This window comes from Cognatiluteimonas profundi, from assembly GCF_009792795.1.
Classification (GTDB): domain Bacteria; phylum Pseudomonadota; class Gammaproteobacteria; order Xanthomonadales; family Xanthomonadaceae; genus Cognatiluteimonas; species Cognatiluteimonas profundi.
In genome coordinates this window covers 34,471-57,723 of the sequence record NZ_VKHQ01000003.1, presented here as the reverse complement: position 1 = coordinate 57,723, position 23,253 = coordinate 34,471, and the positions used below count along the sequence as shown (strand labels likewise).

Here is a 23,253-nt window from a genome sequence, read left to right as displayed (position 1 = left end):
TCGCAGTCGGCACCGCGTCCGCAACAGCGGCGCCGGCGCCACGCTTCCACCTTTCATGAATAGGCAGAAAAGCGCCATCGTCGCCGCCTGTTGATTTGCATCAAGCCTTTCCGTCCTGGGCCCACCACAGTGGGTGACGCCAGTGGACGCGCCGTTGCAGCCGAGCGCATCGACGTTGCCATCCTGTGATCACGGCCGCCCATGGCGTGGAGCCGGGTCCGACCAAAACGATCCTCCCACCCACCGCCGAACAAGGACCGGACGTGATGCACGCGGATGCCAGCATCGTGCGCAAGGGTGGTGGTAGCCGGCTGCGGATGGCGGCCTGGATGTCCGGCGTCGCCGGGTTGGCGGTGGTGATTGCCGCCGGCGCGCATCTTGGCGATATCGAGCATTTTGTCCGGCTGCTGCGGGCATTGGCGCCGGCGTGGCTGCTGCTCGCCTGTGCACTGCAGGCGGGTACGTACCTGGGCGTGGCGGGATCCTGGCGGTCGGGATTGCTGCACTGCGGGGTCAGGCCGCCCTTCGCCACGCTGCTGTCACTCGCACTGCAGAAGTTGTTCGTCGACCAGACGCTGCCCAGCGGGGGGATGAGCGGGACGGCATTCCTCGTCACCGCCCTGGCCCGGCGCGGCATTGCACCTGCTGCATACCTGGCGACTCTGCTGGCCGACCTGCTCACCCACTACGGCGCTTATCTGCTGGCTGCCGGAGTTGGGGTCATCCTGCTCTGGTTCGAACACGCCCTGCGTCCATGGATGCTGGGCGTGGCGTTGTTGTTCTCGCTGGTCGTGCTCGCCATTCCCGTCGCCGTGCTGGCGCTGCGGCGGATGGGGCATCGTGCGCCCGCGTGGATCAAGCGGGCGCCGGGCATCGCACCGCTCGTCGAGGCGTTCGCCGATGCTCCCCTGACGCTGTTGCGACGGCCGCGCGTCATCGCTGTCATGGCGGCACTGAATTGCCTCGTGATCGTCCTGGATGCGCTGACGCTGTGGGCGATGCTGCACGCGCTGGGCCAGCCGGTTGCATTCCACATCGTGTTGCCCAGCTTCGTGATGGCATTGATGGTGGCGATGCTGGGGCCGATCCCGATGGGCCTGGGGACCTTTGAAGCCACATGCGTGGCCGCGCTGGTGCTGCAGCATGTCCCGATCGAGGCCGCACTGGCCGGAACGCTGCTGCTGCGCGGCTGGACCACATGGCTTCCAATGCTGCCCGGGCTGGTGCTCGTCCGACGTGAGTTGCGCCATCCATCGCGGAAGCAACTCCACGGTGTTGCCGGTGGCCGCCCCACGCATGGATGAGCGTTGTACCAATCGGCGACGGCCGATTGATGCGTCGACCACCACGTCGATGTAAAGCCTTCTTGCGGTTCTGCGGGTTCAACATCGTCCGGAACAATGCTGCCATGGCCGGCGGACCCTCAAGCCGGCGCGCATGCGGGGGAATCGGCGACATGGATCGACTGCTGCAGGACATCATCAACATGCTGCCGGTCGGCGTGTGGGTCGCGGACGCGCAGGGGCACCTGGTCCGCAACAACCCCGCCGCGGAGCGCATCTGGCTGGGAGCGGACCTCGTCGGCATCGACGAACTCGATCGCTACAAGGGCTGGTGGGTCGACACCGGCAAGCCGATCACGCTGGAAGAATGGGGACTGGTGCGCGCCATCCGGCATGGAGAAACCACCGTCGGCCAGTTGGTTCGCATCCAGTGCTTCGATGGATCCTTCAAGATCATCTTGGCCTCCGCCGCCCCGCTTTACGACGACAGCGGACGATTGACCGGCGCGGTGGCAATCAATGAGGACGTCACCGCGCTGCAGGAGGGCGAGCAACGCTGGCGCCATCGCGAGCAGCTGCTGCACACCATGTTCGACCTGCTCCCGGTCGGCGTCTGGGCTTTGGACGCCATCGGAAACGTCACGCTGGTGAATCCGGCAGCCGAACGCATCTGGGGCAGGCACGACTGGAAGACCCTGGCTGATTTCAGCGCGTCCAAGGGCTGGCGCGCTGGCTCGGACGAGCCCATCGCACCCGGCGACTGGGCCGTTTCCCGCGCACTGCGCGAAGGCGTCACCTCGCGCGAAGAGCTCATCCGCATCGAAGCCATGGACGGCTCCCAAAGAACCATCATCAATTGGGCAGCGCCCATCGTTGGTGAATCCGGCGAGGTTACCGGCGCGATCGCGGTAAACGAGGACGTCACGCCCCTGTACCGCGCACAGGAACAGTTGCGGGCCGCGGTGCGCGATCGCGAGGAAATCCTGGCGATCGTCGCGCACGACCTGCGCAATCCGCTGGGCAGCATCATGCTCGGTGCGAGTACCGCCCAATCCATGGCCAGCAAGTTGCCTGGCGGGGAGAACCTGCGCGATCGCATGGCGGTGCTGGTCGATCTTGCGCGCAACATGTCCGGACTGGTCGAGGACCTGCTCGCGATTGGCGTGTCCACGACTGGCGGGAAACCAATGCTGGAGCTCCGGCAAGTCGCGCCGTCGACCTTGGTCAAGCAGGCATTCGACACCGCCTGCCCGCTCTATGCACAACATGGCGTCGAGCTGCGCTGCGAGATCGAACCCGGGCTATCGGACATCCGCGTCGACGCCAGGCGCATCGAACGCGTGCTGGCCAACCTGCTCGACAATGCGCTCAAGTACACCGAGCCTCCCTGTGTCGTGACGCTCAGCGCACAGGCGCACGGCCCTGTTGTTTTCTCGGTGACGAACAGCGGCCCCGCCCTGACGACGGAGCAGCGCGATGCCATGTTCCAGCCTTTCTGGCAGGCCGAGCAACGTCATCGCGGCGCAGGCCTGGGGCTGTCGATCTGCCGGAGCATCGTGGAAGCCCATGGCGGCAGCATCTGGGCCGAAGCAGCGGAAGGCCAGCGGGTGCGCGTGTCGTTCCACGTGCCGCGCCTGCCGGCCGCACTGGTGCCACTGCAACCTGCGCCGACTGGCGTGGCGGCGTCATGAGCAGGACCGGACCGCGCGCGGAACACGTGGTTCTCACCCACTGCGGCCTAGAACGACGCACGAACCCCCACGCGACATGCCCATTCCGGCTGCGAGGTTGCGATGCACACCCAGCAAGAGATCGAGGGGAAATTCTGGAAGGCCCTGAAGACCGAGCGCACCGTGATGCTCGGGCTAGAGGGCGAAGGCGGCCACACGCGGCCGATGACCGCGCAGACCGAAGGCGAGCGGGGTCCGATCTGGTTTTTCGCCTCGCGCGATGGCGAACTGGTGCAGAAACTTGGCACGGCCAGGCACGCATTCATCGCTTTCAGCTCGCGGGACCACGGCTTGTTTGCCGCGATTCAAGGCCAACTCGAACTCGACGACAACCGCGCTGCAATCGACCACTTCTGGAACCCCTTCGTCGCCGCCTGGTTTGCAGGCGACAAGGACGATCCACGACTGGCGCTGTTGCGCTTCGACGCAGAGCACGCCGAGATCTGGCTCAACGCAGCGAGTGTCCTTGCAGGCGTCAAGTTCCTGATGGGCGGACACCCGAAACGCGAGTACCGGGACCACGTGGCCAGGATCGACCTGCGCTGAGTCCGGTCACCCCGCGCGGATGTCGCGGTTGAGCCACGGCCTGGGCTGCCTTCGTCATTCGATTGTCTCGGAGCACTAACGTCCCTTGTGCGAGGTTGGCCCGCACAGCCCGGTCGGCAGCAGCCCGAAGGAGGACACGATGACCCGTCCACGCCCGACATCCACCGACGCCATCGCCCGCAGCAGCGGACAGGCCAGCGCATTGCATTCGGGCATCAAGCACCCGACCGACGAGCAGGCGCTCGAGGAGCGTCTCGACGATGCCGACGTCGCATCACTGGGGTCCGGCGTCGAGGACGAGATGCGGGATCGTCGCGGCAAAGGGGTCGCTGGCGAATACGACGACTCCATCACCCACGATGCCGACGAGCACTACCCGGGCCCCGAGAACGGGGAACCACCGGCCGTCAAATGAGCTGCGTTGCGATCAGGGGCCGGGGTTAGCGAAGGGATCGGTACACGCGCAGGATCGCCGCGGCACTCTGCGCGATGTCGGTCTCCGACGTCGCCCAGTTGGACACCGACACGCGCATCGCGGCCATGTCGTGCCAGGTGGTTCCGCTGAGCCAGCAGGTGCCGTCGGCCTGCACGCCGGCCACGACAGCGCGCGTCGTGTCGTCGTCGCCGAAGCGGACCAGGACCTGGTTCAGCACGACGTCGCACAGGATGCCGACTCCCTCCTCCGCCGCAAGCAGCCCTGCCATCTGTCGCGCGCGATCACAGCAGCGGTCCACGAGATCCTCGACACCATCGCGACCCAGCATGCGCAGCGTGGCGTAGACCGGCACGCCGCGCGCACGGCGGGAGAACTCCGGCACCCAGTCCACGGCGTCGCGCTCGGCGCCTGCCGTCTGGATCAGGTAGGCGGCAGCGGATGTCATCGCCGCACGATGTTCGGCGGCGTGCCGGACGATGGCCACACCGCAGTCGTAGGGGACGTTCAACCATTTGTGCGCGTCCGTCGCCCAGGAATCGGCAAGGTCGATGCCGTCGGCCAGTTCGCGATGCCGATCACTGGCGCGCGCCCACAAGCCGAAAGCGCCATCGACATGGAGCCATGCGCCGCGCTCGTTGGCGACCTGCCCGATCTCACGCAGCGGATCGAATGCGCCGGTGTTCACGTTGCCCGCCTGTGCGCAGATGATCGTCGGACCATCCAGCGTCGCCATCAGCTCGCGCAGCCGGTCCGCGCGCATGCGTCCCTGTGCATCGCTGTCGACACGCCGCATCGACCGCGTTCCCAGCCCGAGGTAGCGCAACGCCACGTCGATCGTGACATGCGATTCGGCGGACGCAACGATGTTGATGCGCGGCGCACCACACAGGCCGTCAGCCTCGACGTCCCAGCCGGCACGCGCCAGGACGGCGTGCCGCGCAGCGGCAAGGCAGGTGAAGCTCGCCATCTGGCAGCCGGTGACGAAGCCGGCTTCGGACTCGCGCGGCAGGTCGAACAGGTCGATCAGCCAATCCGCCGCGATCTCCTCCACCACCGCGGACAACGGTGATGTCGCGTAGATGCCGGCGTTCTGGTCCCAGGTTGCGGCCAGCCAGTCGGCCGCGAGCGCAACCGGATAGGTCCCACCGATGACGAAGCCGAAGTAGCGCGGCGAGCCGCTGGCGATCGTGCCGCGGCCAGCCTGCGACGCCAGCAACTCGAGCACCGACTCGCCGGCCTCGCCATGGCCTGCAAGCGGCTGCCGCAGTGCCGACAGCAATTCCTCGCGGCTGGCGCGCGCCCCGACATGCCGGGTGGGCTGCTCGCGCAGATAGGTCGACGCAAGCACGCGTGCGCGCTCGAGCAGCGGATCGGTGATGTCGATGGCCATGCGGGGTCCTCGGGACGTCGGGCCGGCGCAGTTTGCACCCTTGGGCGTGCGCCGTGGCCGTCGTGCGGATCACGGTTGCAGCGGCAATCGAAAATGGCGGACAACACGCTCGCCGTCCGTTCACCCGGCCTTGAGTCGCATGCGCGAAGGATGCTCGTGCCGACCACGCATCAACCGGGGCTGACAATGCATGCGCCCACTGTGTTTTCCGCCATGGCGCTGTTGCTGGCGTTGGCGGCCCCAGCCGCGGTGGACGCCGCATCACCAGCGAGTGGCGCGCCACCGGGCTGGATCGTATTCAGCCGCGCGCAACTCAACGCCGACGGCACTCAGCGCAGCAGTAGTTTGTGGCTGGCGACACCGGCCACGGCGGCGCGTCGTCTCACCCCACTTGCCGACCATGAGTACAACGCATCGGGAAGCTGGTCGCCACGCGGCACCCGCATCGCGTTCCAGCATGGTTCGATGGCCGCGAATGGAACCGACCGCTTCGACATCTTCTCGGTCGACCCGCTTGGCCACCAGCTGCTGCAACTGACGTCTGGATCCGGCAATTTCGTCACGCCGGCATGGGGGCCGGGAAACCGCATCGCCCTCGTGTCCAAGTACCGCCACCACGACTGTCTTTCCATCGTCGAGGCCGACGGCCACCACCAGCACGACCTGTTCTGCCCACCCAGTCCCGCCGAAGTGGCGCGCCCGGTGTGGTCAGCCGACGGACGCAGCATCTTCATCCACGCCGGCTATTACACCGGCAGCCTGGAGCCGTTCTGGCGTTCGCTGGCGTATCGCGTGGACGCACGCACGGGTGCGCCGTTCGTGTTGACCGACCGGGTGCTGGACGAACCACGTTTCCTTGAATTCTCACCCGATGGCAGCCGCGGCATCTATTCCGATGTCTGGACCAACGCGATGCAGTTGATCGACTTCAACACCGGACGGCTGAAGTCACTGGGAAGGGGCTACGCACCACGCTGGTCGAGCAACGGCAGCCGGATCGCCTTCACCCGCGAGGTCTTCGACTTCTCGCAACCGCAGTTCCATTATTACGAGCCGCTGTTCGTCATGGATGCCGATGGCAGCCATGTCCGCCGCGTCACGCAATCGCGCATCGACAACCATGCCTATACGGCCGCGCAGTGGTCGGCCGATGGCGTGCATGTGCTGGTGAACCGTCGCGTCTACCTGGACCCTTCGCTCACGATCACGCGCCATTCAATGCGCATCGTCAATGTCGATACACGGGTGGTGACGCCGGTGGCCGACGGATATGCGGAACCGGGAGCCTGGTTCGAGCGCTAGCATCGACCGGCAGTCGCTAGAACACCTGGAAGTCCGCGCGGCAGCCACGGTCGACCCAGATCCCGTTGTGGTCCCAGTCCCAGGTCTGGCCGCGGATGCAGGCCACCCCGGAAATATTCCGCAGGACCTGCACGCCGCGCCGGATGGGCGCATTGCAGTGACGCCAGCGGCCGTCGATCGACTCGCAACGCACGACCGGTCCGGCCCCGTATCCGGAGCCATATCCAGGCAGATAGCCGCCGGTGCCCGTCGTGAACTCCGCGCGGCAGCCATCGGACACCCACACGCCACTGGAGTCGTAACCCCAGGTGCGATTCGGGATGCAGGGACTGCCGGACAGGCGACGGCTCAGGTAGACGCCGCCGCGGGTGTCGATGACGCAATGCCGCGTCCGGTTGTTCTCGGACTCGCAGCGCACGGTCTGGCCATAACCGGTTCCCGGGTAGCCATACGGAGGCCGTGGGTACGTGGGGTACGTGCCGCCCGGGTAGCCGCCGCCCGGGTAAATGCCACCAGGGTAGCCGCTGCCCGGATAGCCATAGCCGACACAGCCGGTGAGGACCGCCAGCCCAAGGACGGCGGAGAGTCGCAGGCAACCGTTCATGCGCCACCTCACTCGAAGTCTCTGTCGACCCGGACAATGCGCGCGGACATCTTAAAAAGGGATGACCGGGGACCAGCCGGCATTAAGGCCGGATGAACGGGTCGCGCACTGCGGGCCTCCCGACCCTAGGCCGCCAGGTTGGCCGCGCGCGCATAGAAGAATTTCTTCGCCAGCTCTGCGGCCAGCACGTAGCCGATGGTGAGTCCAACCATGGCCAGCATCATCGGCGCCGGCAGCGGTACGAAGCCAAACAGCACGTCGAATGGCAGGTACGGAATGACCATCGTGACCCCGATCACGATGAGGGTGCTCAGCAGGAGCAACCTGCCCGGCCGGCTGCGATAGAAGGGCCGGTGCGTGCGCACCACGAGTGCGATCACCAGTTCGGTCAGCAGCGATTCGATGAACCAGCCCGTCCTGAACTCCTCGGGCCCGGCATTGAACAGCCACAGCAGCGTGCCGAAGGTGAGGAAGTCGAACAACGAGCTGACCAGCCCGAACAGCACCATGTAGTCGCGGATGAACACCGTGTCCCATCGACGGGGCCGCGCCACCCATTCCGGGTCGACGTTGTCGCTGGCGATCGTGGTGGCCGGAATGTCCGACAGGAAGTTGTTGAGCAGGATCTGCGAGGCCAGCAACGGCAGGAATGGCAGGAACACCGACGCCACCGCCATGCTGAACATGTTGCCGAAGTTGGCGCTGATGGTGGTGAGGATGTACTTGAGCGTGTTGGCGAAAGTCCTTCGGCCCTCGTCGATGCCGGCGCACAGGATGCCGAGGTCCTTGCGCAGCAGCACGAAGTCGGCGGCGTCCTTGGCCACGTCCACCGCGGTGTCCACCGAGATGCCAACGTCCGCCGTATGCAGTGCCGGTGCATCGTTGATGCCATCGCCCATGTAGCCGACGACATGGCCGGTCTTCTGCAGCGCCAGGATGATCCGGTTCTTCTGGTTCGGGTCGACCTCCGCGAACACGGTGACGTTCTTCGCCACGTGCATGAGCGCTTCGTCGCTCATCTCGCCCATCTCGCGTCCGGTCAGGACGGTCGTGACCGGCAGGTCGACGGCGTCGGCGACATGGCGTGCGACCTTGCGGTTGTCGCCCGTGATCATCTTCAGGCGCACGCCACGCTGCGCCAGGTCGCGGATGGTGCCACGCACGTCGGCCTTGGGTGGATCGAGGAACAGCAGGAACCCGGCGAAACACAGGCCGCGTTCGTCGGCGCGGGTATAGACGCCAGTGCGCTCCTCCACCACGCGCGAGGCCACCCCCAGGACGCGATGCCCCTGCCCGCTCCATTCGTCGTAGCGTGCCGCGACCTGTTCGCGGGCTGCGGCGTCGAGCGGCAGCGCGCCCGCAGCCGACTCCACGCTGGTGCACATGGCCAGGACGTTATCCAGCGCACCCTTGGTCACGATGGTGAGCCTGCCCGCGGCATCGGCGGATACCACGGACAGGCACTTGCGCACGAAGTCGTAGGGGATCTCGTCGCGCTTGTGTTCGCCTCCAAGGTCGATGCCGGCGCCAGTCGCGGCTGCGTTGATGGCGTCATCGAGGGAGTTCGACAGCCCGGTCTGGAAGCGCGCGTTGATCGCGGCCAGGCGCAGCACCCGCGTGCTGGGCGAGCCAATCGCATCCACTGCCCGGTCGAGCTGCACGGTGCCCTCGGTCAGGGTGCCGGTCTTGTCGGTGCACAGCACATCCATGCTGCCGAGGTTCTCGATGGAATTCAGCCTGCGCACGATCACGCCCAGCCTCGCCATGCGCTTGGCGCCATGCGACAGGGTGATGGTGATGATCGCCGGCAGCAGCTCCGGCGACAGTCCGACGGCCAGCGCGAGCGCGAACAGCAGCGAAGCGATCGGCGGCTTGTCCATGAAGATGTTGATGGCCAGCACCACCACGACCATCACCAGCATCAGGCGCGTGAGCAGGTAGCCGAAACGCCGGATGCCGCGTTCGAACTCGGTCAGCGGCGGCCGCAGTGCAAGTGATCCGGCGATCTGCCCGTACACCGTCCCTTTGCCCGTGCGCACGATCAGCACGCGTGCGGTGCCGCTGCGCGCGCTGGTCCCCATGAAAACGCAATTGCCGCGCTCGGCCAGGGACGCGTCCGCGGCGACGGTGTCCGGCGTCTTCTCAACCGGAAAGGTCTCGCCGGTGAGAACGGCCTGGTTGACGAAGAAATCCTTCGCCTCGAGCACGATGCCATCGGCAGGGACCAGGCTGCCGGCGGAGAGCAGCACGATATCGCCCGGCACCACGTCGACTGCAGGCATCGTCCGCGCCTTGCCGTCGCGCAGGACAAGCGAATGGATGGTGACCTGCGAACGCAGCTTCGCGATCGCATTGCCGGCGATGTATTCCTGGACGAAGCCCAGGATGGTGCTTCCCAGGACAATGGCCAGCACGACGCCGGCATCGATCCACTGCGATGCCACCAGCGACACCGCCGATGCAAAGATCAGGATCAGTACCAGCGGGCTCTTGAACTGGTTGGCAAACAGTCCGAGCGTGCTTGTCTGCGTCGTGGCTTCGAGCGCATTGGCGCCGTGGCGTTTCAGTCGGCCGGCGGCGTCGTCCGTGGAGAGGCCGGCGGGACTGGCGCGCAGGGCCGCCAGCACCTGCTCCGGCGGCATGCTCCAAGGCGAACCTGGCCCTGCCTGGGCCGAAGGACCCGACGGCGGAGAGCGCAGCGACTTGGAGAACAAGGACAATGCCGTGCCATCCGCGAACGGGTTTCGGATCCGGTCAGCCTGCAATCGCGTGGACACGACCGGTGCCACACCGCAAGCGGGGCGCATCCCTGCGCCCCGCGTCGATCATCCGGGCTTGGCGATCAGCCGCCCGGCTTGGCCGCCATCTCCGCCCGGTGCGTGTCGACTTCGGCCGAGGACAGCTTGCCGTCGCCATCGGTGTCGGCGGCGGAAAAATGCTGGTAGAGCATCTCGGTGTCCGCCAGTTCGTCCTTGGAGATGCCGCCGTCGCCATTCTTGTCCATCGCGGCGAATGCGAGGCCACTGTCGACCGGCGTGGTGGCGGACGCAGCTGGGGCAACCGATGCGCCGGAGGCCGGTGCGACCGTGCTGTCGGCGGGCATGGCGCTGGTAGCCGGTGCCGGCGTGGTGTCGGCGCTGGCCGCGGTTGCCGCGGCGTCGTCTGCATCGTTGTCGTTGCCGCGATTGCAGGCCGTCATCAGCAGCGCGCTCGACAATGCCACTGCGAGCAACAGGCGATTGGATGTCTTCATGGGGATTCTCCAGGTCAGGATTTCGATCGATGCCACGCATCGGTGGCCATCGGCATATCAACGGTGCCGAGGGAAACGTGCCGTCGGCAGCGCGCCGCATGGGATGAATGCGAGGCGACACCGGCGCAACCTTGCAGCGTCGGCGTAAAGGCAAGGTGACGGCGCTGCAGGTCCCGGTCGCGCGGCCAGGGCGCACGGCTAGGTGACGGACCGTCCGCGGGACCACCCTCGCCTCCACTGGATGATCACGTGGCTGCGTCGAAGGTCTTGGCCCCCAGCCGAGGAATATCCGGATGAAGCACGTCGCAAAGGCATTGGCTCTGGCGCTGGCGACCGCCATTGCGATGGCTGCCGGGGGATGCGACGCCGATCGTGCGCCGGGACCCGCCAGCGACGCGGTGCAGGCAGAGGCTGGCGCACCACCAGCGGACGCAGGCGTCGTTTCCCCGCCAACGCCAACGCCCGCACCCGCGCCCGGCGCAGGGGTTCCGGACCCCAATGCGACGATTCCCGATGCGTTCCAGGGAACGTGGGCGGCCGATGCCCTCGCTTGCCGTGTACCGGCCCACGAATCGCGCCTGGTACTGCAAGCCAATCGCGTCGCCTTCCATGAGGGTGCTGGTCCGGTCAAGTCAGCCGTGGTGGACGGCAACGACATCACCGTGCTGGCGGAACTCACGTCCGAAGGACAAACCGACGAGGCGACGTACGCATTCCACTTGTCCGACGACGGCAACACGCTCACCGACATCAGCACCGGGCCCGGCATGGTGCGGCAACGCTGCGCCGATGTGGCCGCGCGCTGACGCGGATATTCGCCGCGACTGGACAGCCGGCGCCCAGCGACCATGAACGTCCGGGAGTGACGACAGGTGGATGTCGAACTGCACATCCAGGCCGGCGCGCTGATCGCGCATCGCCTGCTCGACGTGGCCGACACGATCGACCTGTCGCGCGCCGAGACCCTGTGGCTGTCGCATGCCGGTCGCGTCAGCCGCCGCACCCGGCTGTCGACGGCCGCGGCCAACGAACTGGCATTCGACGTCCCACCTGCGCTGCTCGCATTGCCGCCGCTGTCCATCGACGTCGACGGGACCGTCCTGCGCGCCGAAATGACGGCGCGTGTCCACGATTTCGGCGCCATTGCGATTGCGTTGCGCGTGGATGCGAGCGATCTCTCGTGGGAGGCATTCGCCGCGCGCTGCAATGCGCTGGACCGTGCGACCGGGCCGGCATCGGGGACGGAGATCTGGCACGACGCATTGCGCCACGTCCTGGAGGTGATCGCGCCGGCGCTGCAGCACCCGGCCTCGAAACACCTCGAGGAGGATTACCTGTTCGCCGTCGTGCATCGATTCGGGCAGCCGATGAGCGGCGCGCAGGTTCGCGCACATGCCGACCTCGCCGCGCTGCTGTCCGGAGAAACCATTCCATTGTCCCCGCAGGAATCCGCCGAGCTCACCGCGCAGTCGTTCTCGTACTTCGTGGACGACCTGGTCGTGCTGACATGGGACCGCGCCTTCATCTTCGAGCCGCGCCGCGACTCGGACGTCATCGACATCCTCGAGGTCGCCAATGCGCAGTTGCTGGAGATGCGCTATTACGACGAGCTGCTGGATGACGAACTGTCGACCATGTACAACCTGGTCGCGGGCGCGCGCGGTGGCTTGTCGCTGGTCGCCTCGCGACGCGCAGCCAGGCTCGCGCGCAGGCTGTACGGCCTCGTCGCCGAGGTGACCGCGCTCACCGAAAAGGTGGAGAACTCGCTCCAGGTCACCGAGGACGTCTACCTCGCGCGCATCTATGGCGCCGCGCTCGAACAGTTCCGTGTGCACAGGCTCAGCGCAGCCGTGGACCGCAAGCTGGCCATCATCCGCGACACCTATGGCGCGTTGTACGAGGAAGCATCGAGTCGCCGCGCCGAGCTGCTCGAACTGGCCATCGTGCTGCTGATCGTGTTCGAGATCGTGCTCGCGCTGGTGGAACGCTAGCCTCGCGTCGCGGGCGACAGCTCGCTGCCGCCCGCAACGACTCCAGTCAATGCCCCAGGTGGATCCGCAATACCTGGCCCAGGCCAAGCGGTGGTGCACCGAAACCCACGTTGGACACGTACAGGTCGCCATCAGGTCCGAAGACCATTCCCGTCGGCGTGGTCAGCCCGGAGACGATCGTCTCGGGCGCGCCATTGACGATGCGCACGATGCTGCCCGTCGCTGGCGATGGATCCGGAGTGGAGCCATCGGTGGCCTGCAACACATACATCCGGCCCAGCTTGTCGAACTGCAGGCCCAGCACGGTCGTCAATCCGTTGACGGCTGTCGTGACCTGGCCCGTGGGCGTGATCTTCAGCACCTTGGCGGAGCCCTTCACCACGGGAAAGGTGTTGAGGTTGCCGACAAAAAAGTTGCCGTAGTGCGCCTGCAGCGCGGTCGGCACGATGTGGCCCTGGCTGGCGGAGATGTCCGACACCCGGTGAATCGCGCCAGTCGTAGGCGAAATGCGGTCGAGTTCGCCATGGTTGGGCTCCACTGCGTACAGGTTGCCGCCCGCGACGACCATGCTCCACCAAGTGCCATCGGGTTCGAAGTCGTCCGCCTCGGGATTCTTCACCGGATGGGTCTTCTGGTAGGCACTGAGGTTGGCGACGAGCGTCGTCGTGCCACCTGCGCCGATGCGGACCACGGCATTGTCACGGCCAGGCACGCCATGCGAGCAGCCCGCACCGCCGATGAGCGCATACATCGTGTTGCCAATGAAGGCAATGTCGGCCACGCCACTGGTCAGCGCTCCGGTGATGGCGCTGGTCTGGCTCGACGGCAACTGGCTGGTCACCGTCGTGCGCACGCCGGTCCTGCTGATCCTCGAAATCCGTCCGCCTGTCGCGCTGCCGGTGTACGGTCCGATGGGTGGAATCACCTGCGCGCACTTGCCGATGGTCGAGTGCGTACCGCCCTTTCCGCCTTCGGCGACGTAAAGGTAACCATCGGGACCGAACTTGAGTCCGCGCGGGTTGTAGAGGCCGGTGGCGAGTACCGACACCGTGACCGCCTGCGCTGCCTGCGGCTGTACGAGCGCGGCGATGTCCTGCGCCTGGATCGGAGGCTTCTGCGCTGCCGGGGCCGTGGCAGGAAACAAGGCAAGACCCAATGCCAGTGCGAGCGAACTGGCGCCGAGTGTGATCTGGAAATTCATGGGGATGGCTCCGAGGGGTGCGGCAATCCAGGGCGATGCCGCTTCGCCAGGAAAACGTCACGGGATGCATCGCCCAAGGCAGGGGCCTGTTGAGGAAAGCGAGCGCCGTGCGCATTCATCGACAGCAGCGATTGGATTGGGCTGGCGTCGACCCATTGGCCAACGATCTGTGTGACGCGATGCGGACACCCCTGCTGGAAAACCATCCGCGGACTCGACGGTGCAGCTTGCGACTGCACGCCTTGCCATGGGCGCATTCAATGTCCATGGTGTCGATCCTGACTCGACAACAAGCGCGCGCAACTTGTCTCTACATCACCCGCCCACCGATGCCATTGCATCGCACATGCCCTTGCCGACGACCCATCGACCGCGCCGTGACACGCTTGCAAGGGCCGGCTTCGGCTGCGTTCTCGGCGCGATCCTCGGACTGGCCGGCTGCTCGGGGCCAAAGGCCGTGCGCAGTCCGGCCGAGGTGCGCGCGCAGATCCTGCGCCTGCTGCCTGCCGGGCTCGCGGACCGAAAGGGCTGGTCGAGCGACCTGTATGCCGCCCTTGCGTCGCTGGGCGTCGAGCCCACGACGCGCAACCTCTGCGCGGCGCTGGCGATCACCGAGCAGGAGTCCGGTTTCCGCGTCGATCCCGCCGTGCCCGGCCTGCCGAAAATCGCGCTTGCCGAAATCGAACGCCGTGCCGCGCAGCACGCCATCCCGGCTTTCGTCGTGCGTGGTGCACTGCTGATCTCGTCGCCTGACGGCAGGAGCTATGAGCAACGCCTGGCGACGGTGCGCACGGAACAGGACCTGAGCCACCTCTACGACGATTTCATCGGATCCGTACCGCTGGGCAGGCGCCTGCTCGGTGGCGCCAATCCCGTGCGCACCGGCGGCCCGATGCAGGTCAGCATCGCTTTCGCCGAACAGTACGCGCGTGCGCACGACTATCCGTACCCGACCCAGTCGACCATCCGCCATGAAGTATTCACGCGCCGCGGCGGGCTCTACTACGGTGTCGCGCACCTGCTCGATTACCCGACGTCCTACCAGAAGGCGCTGTACCGGTTCGCCGACTACAACGCCGGTTTCTACGCCAGTCGCAATGCCGCCTTCCAACAGGCACTGCAGCTCGCCTCAGGCATCCATATCCCGATCGATGGCGATCTCGTCGCCTATGGGTCCGGCAGCGACAGTGCGCCCGGTGCAACCGAGATGGCGGTGCGGTCGCTGGCCGGACCGCTGCAGGTGACGCCGGCGCAGATCCACCGCGTGCTGCAAACGGGCGAGACGGAAAAGTTCGAACACTCACGCCTGTACGAAGCGGTATTCGCATTGGCGGAGCAACAGGCGCACCACCGGCTGCCGCGCGCCATCCTGCCGCGCATCACCCTCGACAGCCCGAAGATCACGCGCAAGCTGACGACGCAATGGTTCGCAAACGCCGTCGATGGCCGATACCGTCGTTGCCTGGCCAAGGCATCCGGACCCTGACGACCCGCGGCATTCCCGACTGGCGCGTACCCGCGCTCACTCTTCCCGGTGTTCTCGTCCATGCGGCCTCTGGGCGGAGGGCAATGCAGGAAAGTGACCCGGGGTGATGCAGACGTCGGCAGCGACGCGATCCGGGGAAGTGACGCACCGCTCCCGGCCCGCGGCGTTCAACTGTTGATCAGCGTCAATGTCTCGGCGAGGCAGCGTGACATCGTCGCGTTCCCCATGCAGGAGAGACGGACATGCCGCTGTTCATCACCCAGGGCCGCTTCACGCTGGACGCCGTGCGCGGCATGCTGGCCAAGCCGGAAGACCGCGCCGGAACCGTCGGCAAATTGTTCGCGCAATCCGGAGGCAAGCTGCTCGCCTACTACATGACCTTCGGCGAGTACGACTTCATGGTCATTTCCGAGGGGCCGATCGAAGGGGTGGCGGCGACCTCGATCGCGGCGGCGGCTTCGGGCGGCGTGGACCACGTGAAGACCACCTTGGCGATGTCATCGGCCGACATGAAGACTGCCTTCGCCAACGCAGGCGCTGCCGCAAAGAGCTTCAGGTCGGCTGGGGCCAGCAGCTAGCCTCAATCCCGATCGGGCGCACCGAGCGGGAAATATCCGCGATACGGCCGTGCTTCATCGACGGCGCGGGCAAACGATGGTCGGGCCAGCAGACGGCGCCGATACGCCTTGACGTTGGGGAAGGCATCGCCGATTGGATGGGTCCAGTCGGCATAGAACAGGAACGGAGCGGCGGCGCAATCGGCAAGGCTGAAGTCCTCGCCCGCCGCCCATTGCCTGTCGGCCATGAGCGCGTCGAGCCAGCCATAGGCGGTGTCGAGCATGCGGCGCGCCTCCGCCACACCGTGCGGGTCGCGCACGGCCTCCGGCCGGAGCCTGTCGGCCACCACTTTCTGCTGCGGCGTCGAAATGTAGTTGTCGAAGAAGCGATCCATCATCCGCACTTCAAGCGCGGCGTCGGCTTGATCGGGGATCAACCGGACCGGGCCGGGATGATGCGCCTGCAGGTATTCGATGATGCAGCTGGCCTCCACGACCATGCGCCCATCGTCCACGAGCATCGGAAACCGCTTCATCGGCCATCGCGCCGACAGCTCGCGCATGGGCCCGCTGTCCGGACCATCGAGCAGCTGCAGCTCGAACGGCGTCCCGTTCTCGTAGAGCGCGGTCAGGACCTTCTGGCAGTAGGACGAAAATGGATGGGCATACAGTTGCAGTGGCATCGTCGTCGGATTCCTGGCTTGCCGATCAGCGGCGCGGCGACACGACGGCAAAATGCGCGCCCTGCGGATCGGTGCCCTGGATGATCCATCGACCGCCGGGAACTTCGTGCGGCCCCATCAGCACCTTGCCTCCATTGGCGTCGATGCTCGCCACGACCGCATCGATCCCATCCACGTTGATGTAGAACGCCCACGCCCCGGCGGGGACATCGGCGGGCTTGTCCATCATGCCACCGCACTGGACGCCATCGATTGAGAAGAGGCGGTACTTGCCCATCGCGCCCATGTCCATCAGGTCGTCGGTCGCCCAGCCGAATTGCTGCGAATAGAACGCGAATGCGGCTTCCTCCCCATTGCCGGCATACAGCTCGTTCCACCCGAACGTGCCTGGCGTTCCGGGTTCGGCAGGTGGCGGCACCTCATCGCGCGGCAGCGGCGTCAGCAGCATGAACGCGGCACCGCCCGGGTCGGCGACCACGGCAAAACGCCCGACGTCGGGAATGTCGGCCGGCGCACGCAGGATGTGACCGCCGGCATCGGCGATGCGCTTGGCCGTGGCATCGGTGTCGCCGACGCCGATATAGCCCATCCATGCGGGCCGTGCACCACCAGCCAGTGCTTCGGCGGACAAGGCCATGATGCCGCCGACGCCACGCTCGCCTGCGGACACCACCGTGTATGGCATTCCGGGCTTGCCGCCCTCGGACAGGGTCCAGCCGACCACGGCGCCATAGAACGCCTTGGCGGCTTCGACATCGGTGGTCATCAGTTCGTACCAGATGAAGTTGTCGGACATGGGCCGTCTCCTGGGCAATGGGGTGGTGGATGGTTCAATTACTGGGACCGAAGTACAGGCGCCAGGCGAACATTGTCGGCATGGCCTGTTGAAGCCGGCGTCAGCCACTGGTCGCGCTTGGCACTGGCTCAGCGCCGTTGGGACAGCAGGTCGTGGATGACTGCTGTCCAGCCACGGCATCTGGACCGACCGTGTGGCATCGTGCGCAGCGCAACCCGACAGGAGGCCGCGCAATGGGCAACCCTGACATCGACCGGGCGTTCGACGGCTCGATCCCGCCGCTGTACGAGCGTTACATGGTGCCTTTGATCTTCGAGCCCTATGCCCACGACCTGGCGACGCGCGTGGCCTCGCGCCCGGTCGGGCGCGTGCTGGAGATTGCGGCCGGCACTGGCGTCCTCACGCGACAGCTGGCGATGCGCCTGCCCGATGCGGCATCCATCATCGCCACGGACCTCAACGCGCCGATGCTGGCGATGGCGGAATCGCTGGGAACCGCGCGCCCCGTGCGATGGCGCCAGGCGGACGCGATGCAGTTGCCGTTCGCGGATGCGTCGTTCGATTGCGTGGCGTGCCAGTTCGGGGCGATGTTCTTTCCGGACAAGGTGAAGGCTTTTGCCGAAGTGCGCCGCGTGCTGGCGCCGGGCGGCGTGTTCGCCTTCAACGTGTGGGATCGGATCGAGGAAAACGAGTTCCCCGATGTCGTGACGCAGGCGCTGGAGTCCATGTTCCCCCACGATCCACCGCGATTCATGGCGCGCGTGGCGCACGGCTATTTCGATACTCGGGCCATCGTTCGCGACCTGGAGAGCGCTGGTTTCGCGATGCCGCCGCAGGTCGACACCATCGCGGTGCGCAGCCGCGCCGCATCCGCGCGGATGGTCGCCCTCGCCTACTGCCAGGGCACGCCGCTGCGCAGCGAAATCGAGGCCCGCGATCCCGCGCGGCTTGATGAAGCGACCGATGCCGCGACGCAAGCACTGGCCCGGCGGTTCGGGACGGGCGCCGTGGAAGGCAGGATCCAGGCGCATGTCATCGTCGTGGAACGCTGAGCCGCGGATCGGCCCGCCGGAAAAAACAGGGACAGGAACGACCTGCCCCTGCCAGTGATCGCCACCTCAGGCAGCGATCTTGTTTTGCATTCGTCCCATCATCTGCTGCAACGCGTCGTCGAATGCACTGCCCGCCGGCCGCAACTGCACGCGGCCGATTTTCTCCATCGCCGCCAACTCCTCCGCCGACGCGACCAGCACGCGGGCCCCACGCCGGTTGACGAACAGGAACCGCGACGAAATCGGGCTGACCCAGGACACCTTTGCCGGCTCGGTGCGTCCGGACTCGCCGGTGAGCTGCAGCCAGGTACCGATCTCCAGCGCCCGCATGCGCTCGGCCATTTCGGGGTCGAAGTCCAGGCTCGCGTGGCCGCCAACGACCGCAAGCACGGGTGGCGCGACCTCGGCGCGCGGGATGATCGGAGCCGGCATCGGCAGTTGCGCAGGCTCGACGTCCCCAGTCGCCACGTCAGCGATCTGGCACAGGCTGCGATGGATCGTGTCGATGGCCTCATCGGCCGCCGTGCCGACACACCCCGAGCTGGCGAGCATCTGTGTCAAACCGGTCCTGTCGAGCGCAGGCAATTCGGCGACCGGCACCTGACTGCTGGCGGCATCGAAGGTCGCCATCAGGCCATCGATCGTGCCGATCGATCGCACATACGGGTCGGACTCGGGTCCGCCGCGCAAACCCAGTTGGGTCAGGTGATGCGTGGCGTAGCCGGACAGCAGGTCGTTGAGCATCGGCGGCAACTCGCGTGCGCCGCGGTGCGAGCAGACGTCCGCAGCCGCACGTTCGCGCGACGCTGCGAGCCGCTCGCGCCCGCGTTGCGTCTCCGCCGCGCGACGCTCGGCGATCTCGATGCGCTGGCGATGCTGGGTCATGAAGGAGCGCAACTCCTGCTCCAGCGTTTCAAAAATCGCGACGTCCTCGGCGAACTCGGCAACGAGGCGGTCGATGGACGCGTTGACGTGATCCAGCAACTCGCGCTCCTGGGGAACATCGCCGTGATTGCCCTCGCAGGCCTCGGCGACCGCATTGAGGAAACGTCGCGCCGGATGTCCCTTGTAGACGAACATCCGGCGATCCGTCACCGCCACCTTGACGTAGGGCACCAGCATTCGGCCGATCTTTCGGCGCACGTCGGGCTGGAAGTCGCGCTCGTCGAGCAGCACGTCGAACAACATGCCGACCAGGTCGACCGCGTCTTCCTGCACGGCGGACAGATTCAGGTCCTCGCCGCCCATTCCGAGTCGACGCGCACCGGCCAGCACTTCCTTGCGCAACAGGTCGGCAAGGGACAGGCGCGCATCGCCGACGGCCTGGTCGAGCATCCCCTGCGGCTCGCTCTGCAGCAATGACAAGGCGGACATCAACTGCGGCACGCCGAGCTGGGCACTGGGCTGCCGGATGTCGGCGCCGGCGGGCATCATGTGCTGGCGCCAGGACTGCAACATACCGATCAGGCTGGAGAACAGCGCGTGGTCGGTCGGCGTTTCCGCCGCGGCGGCGATGTCGCCATCGCTGCGCGTTGCCTGCGCGTCCGGCCTGGCGACATTGGATTCGACCGGCGCTGGCGGCAGGAGACGCGGCAGGATCCCGGCATCGCCGAGGCGTGCGTTGATCTGGTCGTAGAGCGGCGTCAGTGCGGTCGCCAGTTCCCGCTCCATGAATTTGTACAGCGCGATCCGCAGCGAGGTGGACAGCTCGACGGCTCCCAGCGCATCGCGCAGGGCCTGCGCGATCGAGGCGGGCCCGGCGGGGTTTTCGCCGGCTGCCAGCACCGATCGGTCGGCGAGCACGGCGATGCGCTGGTCGAGCATGTCCAGTGCCGGCGCGTGCCGTCGAAGCAGGTTGTCCAGCATCTGTTCCGAAGCCAGTTGCTCCTCGAGGGCGTCCTCGGACAACAGGAACAACTCCCGCTTGACCGGATCGGCCGACAACGGCCCACCCTGCAACCGCTGGAAGGCGGCAACGACGGAAGCCTCGAACGTCTGTCGAAGTTGCGCGCGGGCGCGCCGGAGGTCGCGCAGGGCCGTCAGCTCGGCTCCCTCGGCGGCCTGGGTCGTCCGATCGAACAGATAGTCGTCGGCCTGGCGCATCACGACTTCCATCGCCGCGCCAAGGCGTTCGATCGTGGCCTTCTGCATCTCGGCGAAAAGCTGGCTGGCGCCGGGTTTCACTGATGTCGTTGCGAACAGCGCGTCCATTGAGAAAGCCCCGTTGACCCCCGTCCGCGCCGTTATCCCATGAATGACCCATTCAGGTTGTCGAATCCGGAACCCACTTTTCCGAATTGCGCCATGCGTCACTTATTGGCGCTGAACGGCAATCGATAACGCTGGGCGTCACATGCCAACCCGTCCAGATGGGTTGCTGGCTGCGGGATCGTTACCGATCCGGTAGGTTGACGATTCTCTTGGGGAGACGTCCATGAAACCTGCTTTCGCGATCCTGCTCGCGGCCGTCCTGGCCTTCGGTGCGACCGTCGCCCACGCCGCGCCAATCGCGCCAACAACGCAGGCCACGCAGGCCGCATCCACTTCGCCGACCGCGGCGTCCTTCGACGTGGAGGCGAATACCGCCCGCTACATGGCGCAGCTCTCACCGCAGCAGCGCGCCAATTCGGATGCTTACTTCGAGGGCGGTTACTGGCTGACGCTGTGGGACCTGTTGTGGGTGCTCGGCGTCGCCTGGTTGCTGCTTGGCACGCGACTGTCCACGCGCATGCGCGACCTCGCCGAGCGGATGACGCGAATGCGCTGGCTGCAGACGGCGATCTACGCCGTGCAGTACATCCTGGTCACGACGCTGCTCACCTTGCCCTGGTCGATCTACAGGGACTACCTGCGCGAGCACGCATACGGCCTGTCCACCCAGAACCCTGGGCAGTGGGCGGGCGACCAGTCCAGGATGCTGCTGGTCACGCTGGTCCTGGGCACGCTTGCGCTGGTCGGCATCTATGCCGTGATCCGCAAGGCCACCCGGAGCTGGTGGCTGTGGGGCGCGGGCGCGGCGATCGTGTTCGTCATGCTGGTCGCCACCATTGCGCCGGTGTACATCGCGCCGCTGTTCAACACCTACAAATCGCTGCCGGAGACGCCGCTCAAGGCGCAGATCCTGTCGATGGCGCGCGCCAACCAGATCCCCGCAACCGACGTGTACTGGTTCGATGCGTCCAGGCAGAGCAAGCGCATCAGCGCCAACGTCAGCGGCATGTTCAACACCACCCGCATCAGCCTCAACGACAACCTGATGAACCGCAGCACGCCCAGCGAGATCAAGGCCGTGCTCGGCCACGAGATGGGGCATTACGTCCTGAACCACGTCTACAAGGGCCTGTTGTTCTTCGCCGTCATGATCGCCTTCGCCTTTGCACTGGTGCAGTGGGGTTTCGGCAAGGTGGAGCGTCGCTGGGGGCAGCGATGGGGCATCCGCGGCGTCGACGACGTGGCCGGCCTGCCGGTGCTGGTATCGCTGCTCGCGATCGTCATGTTCTTCATGACGCCCTTGAACAACACCATGACCCGCAGCGCCGAAGCGGAGGCCGATGCGTTCGGACTCAACGCCGCACGCCAGCCCGACGGCTTCGCACAAGCGGCCGTGCAGCTGTCCGAATACCGCAAGATGCATCCGGGGGCGGTGGAGGAATTCGTGTTCTTCGACCACCCGAGCGGCTGGAACCGCATCCATCGCTCCATGGTGTGGAAGGCCGAGCACATCGGTGATGCCGACATCCGTGCCGAGGACGCAGCGCTCGCCGCTGGCGGGCACTGATCGCGACGGTTGGCAAGGCGGGTCGTTCGAACAGGGAATGCGGCCTGGCGCGACCCGCGCTTCCATTCTGATCGTGCCGCCGGCGGCCTGACGCGCTACCAGGATCGTTGGTATTGCTCGGGCACCGCGATGCGGACGCCGAGCTCGGCAGCAGCGCGCCGCGGGAAATACGGATCGCGCAGCGATTCGCGCGCCATCAGGATCAGGTCCGCCTCGCCGCGCTCCAGGATCGACTCGGCCTGGCGGGCATCGGTGATCAGCCCGACCGCGCCGGTCGCGATGCCGGCGTCGTGCCGGATGCGCGCCGCGAACGGCACCTGGTAACCGGGGCCAACCGGAATCCTGGCGTGCGGGACATTGCCGCCGGACGAACAATCGATCAGGTCGACGCCGTCCTGCCTGAGCCAGCGCGCGAGTTCGACGCATTCGTCGATATCCCAGCCGCCTTCCGACCAGTCCGTCGCCGATACGCGCACGAACAGCGGCAACGGCGCCGGCCATTGCGAGCGCACCGCCGCCACGACCATTCGCAGCAGGCGCGCGCGGTTCGCCAGCGAATCACCATGGTGGTCGTCGCGCCGGTTGGAGAGCGGAGAAAGGAATTCGTGCAACAGGTAACCATGCGCCGCGTGCAGTTCGATCACGCGGAAGCCCGCCTCGCGCGCACGCACGGTCGCGGCAACGAAGTCCGCGATCACCTTGTCGATTCCTGCCGGCTCCAGTGCAACCGGGACCGGGTAGCCGACGTCGAATGCAATCGCACTGGGTGCCAGCGTCGTCCAGGCGCCCTGCCCGGCCGCCAGCGGCTTGCCACCGCGCCAGGGCACATCCGTACTGGCCTTGCGACCGGCATGCGCCAGCTGGATGCCCGGCACCGCGCCCTGCGATGCGATGAACTGCACGATGCGCCCCCAGGCGTCGCGTTGCACGTCGTTCCACAAGCCCGTATCGCCCAGGGAAATGCGTCCCTCCGGCGACACTGCCGTTGCCTCGGTGAAGACCAGGCCGGCGCCACCGACCGCGCGACTGCCCAGGTGCACCAGGTGCCAGTCGTTCGGCACGCCATCGACGGCGGAGTATTCGCACATTGGCGACACCGCGATGCGGTTGCGCAGGGTGACGTCGCCAAATGCCAGTGGCTCGAAAAGTCGCATGGCGCATCCAT

Annotated in this window: 20 protein-coding genes; 11 read left to right on the top strand and 9 right to left on the bottom strand. The window is 66.5% G+C overall.

The window, feature by feature from the left end; all coding sequences use genetic code 11:
* The first annotated feature begins 266 nt into the window (after positions 1 to 266).
* The 4 genes from GST15_RS02270 to GST15_RS02255 all read left to right on the top strand — a co-directional run bounded on the left by GST15_RS02270 (position 267) and on the right by GST15_RS02255 (position 3,974).
* Positions 267 to 1,304, top strand: a complete 1,038-nt coding sequence (locus GST15_RS02270) for a lysylphosphatidylglycerol synthase transmembrane domain-containing protein (RefSeq protein ID WP_159015648.1) — start codon at positions 267 to 269, stop codon at positions 1,302 to 1,304.
* Between the two features lie 152 nt (positions 1,305 to 1,456).
* Positions 1,457 to 2,974, top strand: a complete 1,518-nt coding sequence (locus GST15_RS02265; RefSeq protein ID WP_159015647.1) for a sensor histidine kinase — start codon at positions 1,457 to 1,459, stop codon at positions 2,972 to 2,974.
* Positions 2,975 to 3,076: 102 nt separating this feature from the next.
* Positions 3,077 to 3,559 (top strand): pyridoxamine 5'-phosphate oxidase family protein, encoded by a 483-nt coding sequence (locus tag GST15_RS02260; protein WP_159015646.1) that lies wholly within the window; start codon positions 3,077 to 3,079, stop codon positions 3,557 to 3,559.
* Positions 3,560 to 3,698: 139 nt separating this feature from the next.
* Complete coding sequence (locus GST15_RS02255; protein ID WP_159015645.1) at positions 3,699 to 3,974, top strand: hypothetical protein; 276 nt, start codon at positions 3,699 to 3,701, stop codon at positions 3,972 to 3,974.
* Positions 3,975 to 3,999: 25 nt separating this feature from the next.
* Here GST15_RS02255 and GST15_RS02250 read toward each other — a convergent pair whose 3' ends face one another.
* Positions 4,000 to 5,385: a pyridoxal phosphate-dependent decarboxylase family protein gene (locus GST15_RS02250; RefSeq protein ID WP_159015644.1), complete on the bottom strand. Its 1,386-nt coding sequence runs from the start codon at positions 5,383 to 5,385 to the stop codon at positions 4,000 to 4,002.
* Between the two features lie 186 nt (positions 5,386 to 5,571).
* On the opposite strand from GST15_RS02250, the gene GST15_RS02245 reads away from it, so the two are divergent.
* Complete coding sequence (locus GST15_RS02245) at positions 5,572 to 6,687, top strand: TolB family protein (RefSeq protein ID WP_159015643.1); 1,116 nt, start codon at positions 5,572 to 5,574, stop codon at positions 6,685 to 6,687.
* Positions 6,688 to 6,703: 16 nt separating this feature from the next.
* Here GST15_RS02245 and GST15_RS02240 read toward each other — a convergent pair whose 3' ends face one another.
* From GST15_RS02240 to GST15_RS02230, 3 genes are all read right to left on the bottom strand, one after another.
* Positions 6,704 to 7,291, bottom strand: coding sequence for a DUF3011 domain-containing protein (locus GST15_RS02240; protein WP_159015642.1), 588 nt, complete (start codon positions 7,289 to 7,291; stop codon positions 6,704 to 6,706).
* A 125-nt stretch (positions 7,292 to 7,416) separates the two neighbouring features.
* Positions 7,417 to 9,933: a magnesium-translocating P-type ATPase gene (gene mgtA, locus GST15_RS02235; protein ID WP_233263024.1), complete on the bottom strand. Its 2,517-nt coding sequence runs from the start codon at positions 9,931 to 9,933 to the stop codon at positions 7,417 to 7,419.
* Between the two features lie 200 nt (positions 9,934 to 10,133).
* On the bottom strand, positions 10,134 to 10,544 hold the full coding sequence (locus GST15_RS02230) for an EF-hand domain-containing protein (protein ID WP_159015640.1): 411 nt from the start codon (positions 10,542 to 10,544) through the stop codon (positions 10,134 to 10,136).
* A gap of 293 nt (positions 10,545 to 10,837) precedes the next feature.
* Between GST15_RS02230 and GST15_RS02225 the strand changes: the two genes are divergently transcribed.
* A complete protein-coding gene (locus tag GST15_RS02225) occupies positions 10,838 to 11,350 on the top strand; it encodes a hypothetical protein (RefSeq protein ID WP_159015639.1) in 513 nt (170 codons plus the stop codon).
* A gap of 66 nt (positions 11,351 to 11,416) precedes the next feature.
* On the top strand, positions 11,417 to 12,535 hold the full coding sequence (locus GST15_RS02220) for a hypothetical protein (RefSeq protein WP_233263023.1): 1,119 nt from the start codon (positions 11,417 to 11,419) through the stop codon (positions 12,533 to 12,535).
* A 46-nt stretch (positions 12,536 to 12,581) separates the two neighbouring features.
* Here GST15_RS02220 and GST15_RS02215 read toward each other — a convergent pair whose 3' ends face one another.
* The gene (locus GST15_RS02215; protein ID WP_159015638.1) at positions 12,582 to 13,736 is read right to left on the bottom strand and encodes a ScyD/ScyE family protein; all 1,155 of its coding nucleotides are present in this window, start codon (positions 13,734 to 13,736) and stop codon (positions 12,582 to 12,584) included.
* A gap of 346 nt (positions 13,737 to 14,082) precedes the next feature.
* Between GST15_RS02215 and GST15_RS02210 the strand changes: the two genes are divergently transcribed.
* Entirely contained in the window at positions 14,083 to 15,222 is a 1,140-nt protein-coding gene (locus GST15_RS02210) for a DUF1615 domain-containing protein (protein ID WP_159015637.1), read from the top strand.
* Between the two features lie 242 nt (positions 15,223 to 15,464).
* Entirely contained in the window at positions 15,465 to 15,800 is a 336-nt protein-coding gene (locus tag GST15_RS02205) for a GYD domain-containing protein (RefSeq protein ID WP_159015636.1), read from the top strand.
* Between the two features lie 2 nt (positions 15,801 to 15,802).
* Here the strand turns inward: GST15_RS02205 and GST15_RS02200 are convergent, their stop codons facing one another.
* Together GST15_RS02200 and GST15_RS02195 are read right to left on the bottom strand one after the other, a co-directional pair.
* A complete protein-coding gene (locus GST15_RS02200; RefSeq protein ID WP_159015635.1) occupies positions 15,803 to 16,462 on the bottom strand; it encodes a glutathione S-transferase family protein in 660 nt (219 codons plus the stop codon).
* Between the two features lie 25 nt (positions 16,463 to 16,487).
* Positions 16,488 to 17,258: a VOC family protein gene (locus GST15_RS02195; protein WP_159015634.1), complete on the bottom strand. Its 771-nt coding sequence runs from the start codon at positions 17,256 to 17,258 to the stop codon at positions 16,488 to 16,490.
* Between the two features lie 233 nt (positions 17,259 to 17,491).
* Between GST15_RS02195 and GST15_RS02190 the strand changes: the two genes are divergently transcribed.
* Positions 17,492 to 18,310 (top strand): class I SAM-dependent methyltransferase, encoded by an 819-nt coding sequence (locus GST15_RS02190; RefSeq protein ID WP_159015633.1) that lies wholly within the window; start codon positions 17,492 to 17,494, stop codon positions 18,308 to 18,310.
* A gap of 66 nt (positions 18,311 to 18,376) precedes the next feature.
* Here GST15_RS02190 and GST15_RS02185 read toward each other — a convergent pair whose 3' ends face one another.
* Positions 18,377 to 20,494: a DUF1631 family protein gene (locus GST15_RS02185; RefSeq protein WP_159015632.1), complete on the bottom strand. Its 2,118-nt coding sequence runs from the start codon at positions 20,492 to 20,494 to the stop codon at positions 18,377 to 18,379.
* Positions 20,495 to 20,744: 250 nt separating this feature from the next.
* Here GST15_RS02185 and GST15_RS02180 point away from each other — a divergent pair, with 250 nt between their 5' ends.
* Positions 20,745 to 22,088 (top strand): M48 family metallopeptidase, encoded by a 1,344-nt coding sequence (locus GST15_RS02180; RefSeq protein WP_159015631.1) that lies wholly within the window; start codon positions 20,745 to 20,747, stop codon positions 22,086 to 22,088.
* 95 nt (positions 22,089 to 22,183) lie between these two features.
* Here the strand turns inward: GST15_RS02180 and GST15_RS02175 are convergent, their stop codons facing one another.
* Entirely contained in the window at positions 22,184 to 23,242 is a 1,059-nt protein-coding gene (locus GST15_RS02175; protein WP_159015630.1) for an NADH:flavin oxidoreductase/NADH oxidase, read from the bottom strand.
* Between the last annotated feature and the right edge of the window lie 11 nt (positions 23,243 to 23,253).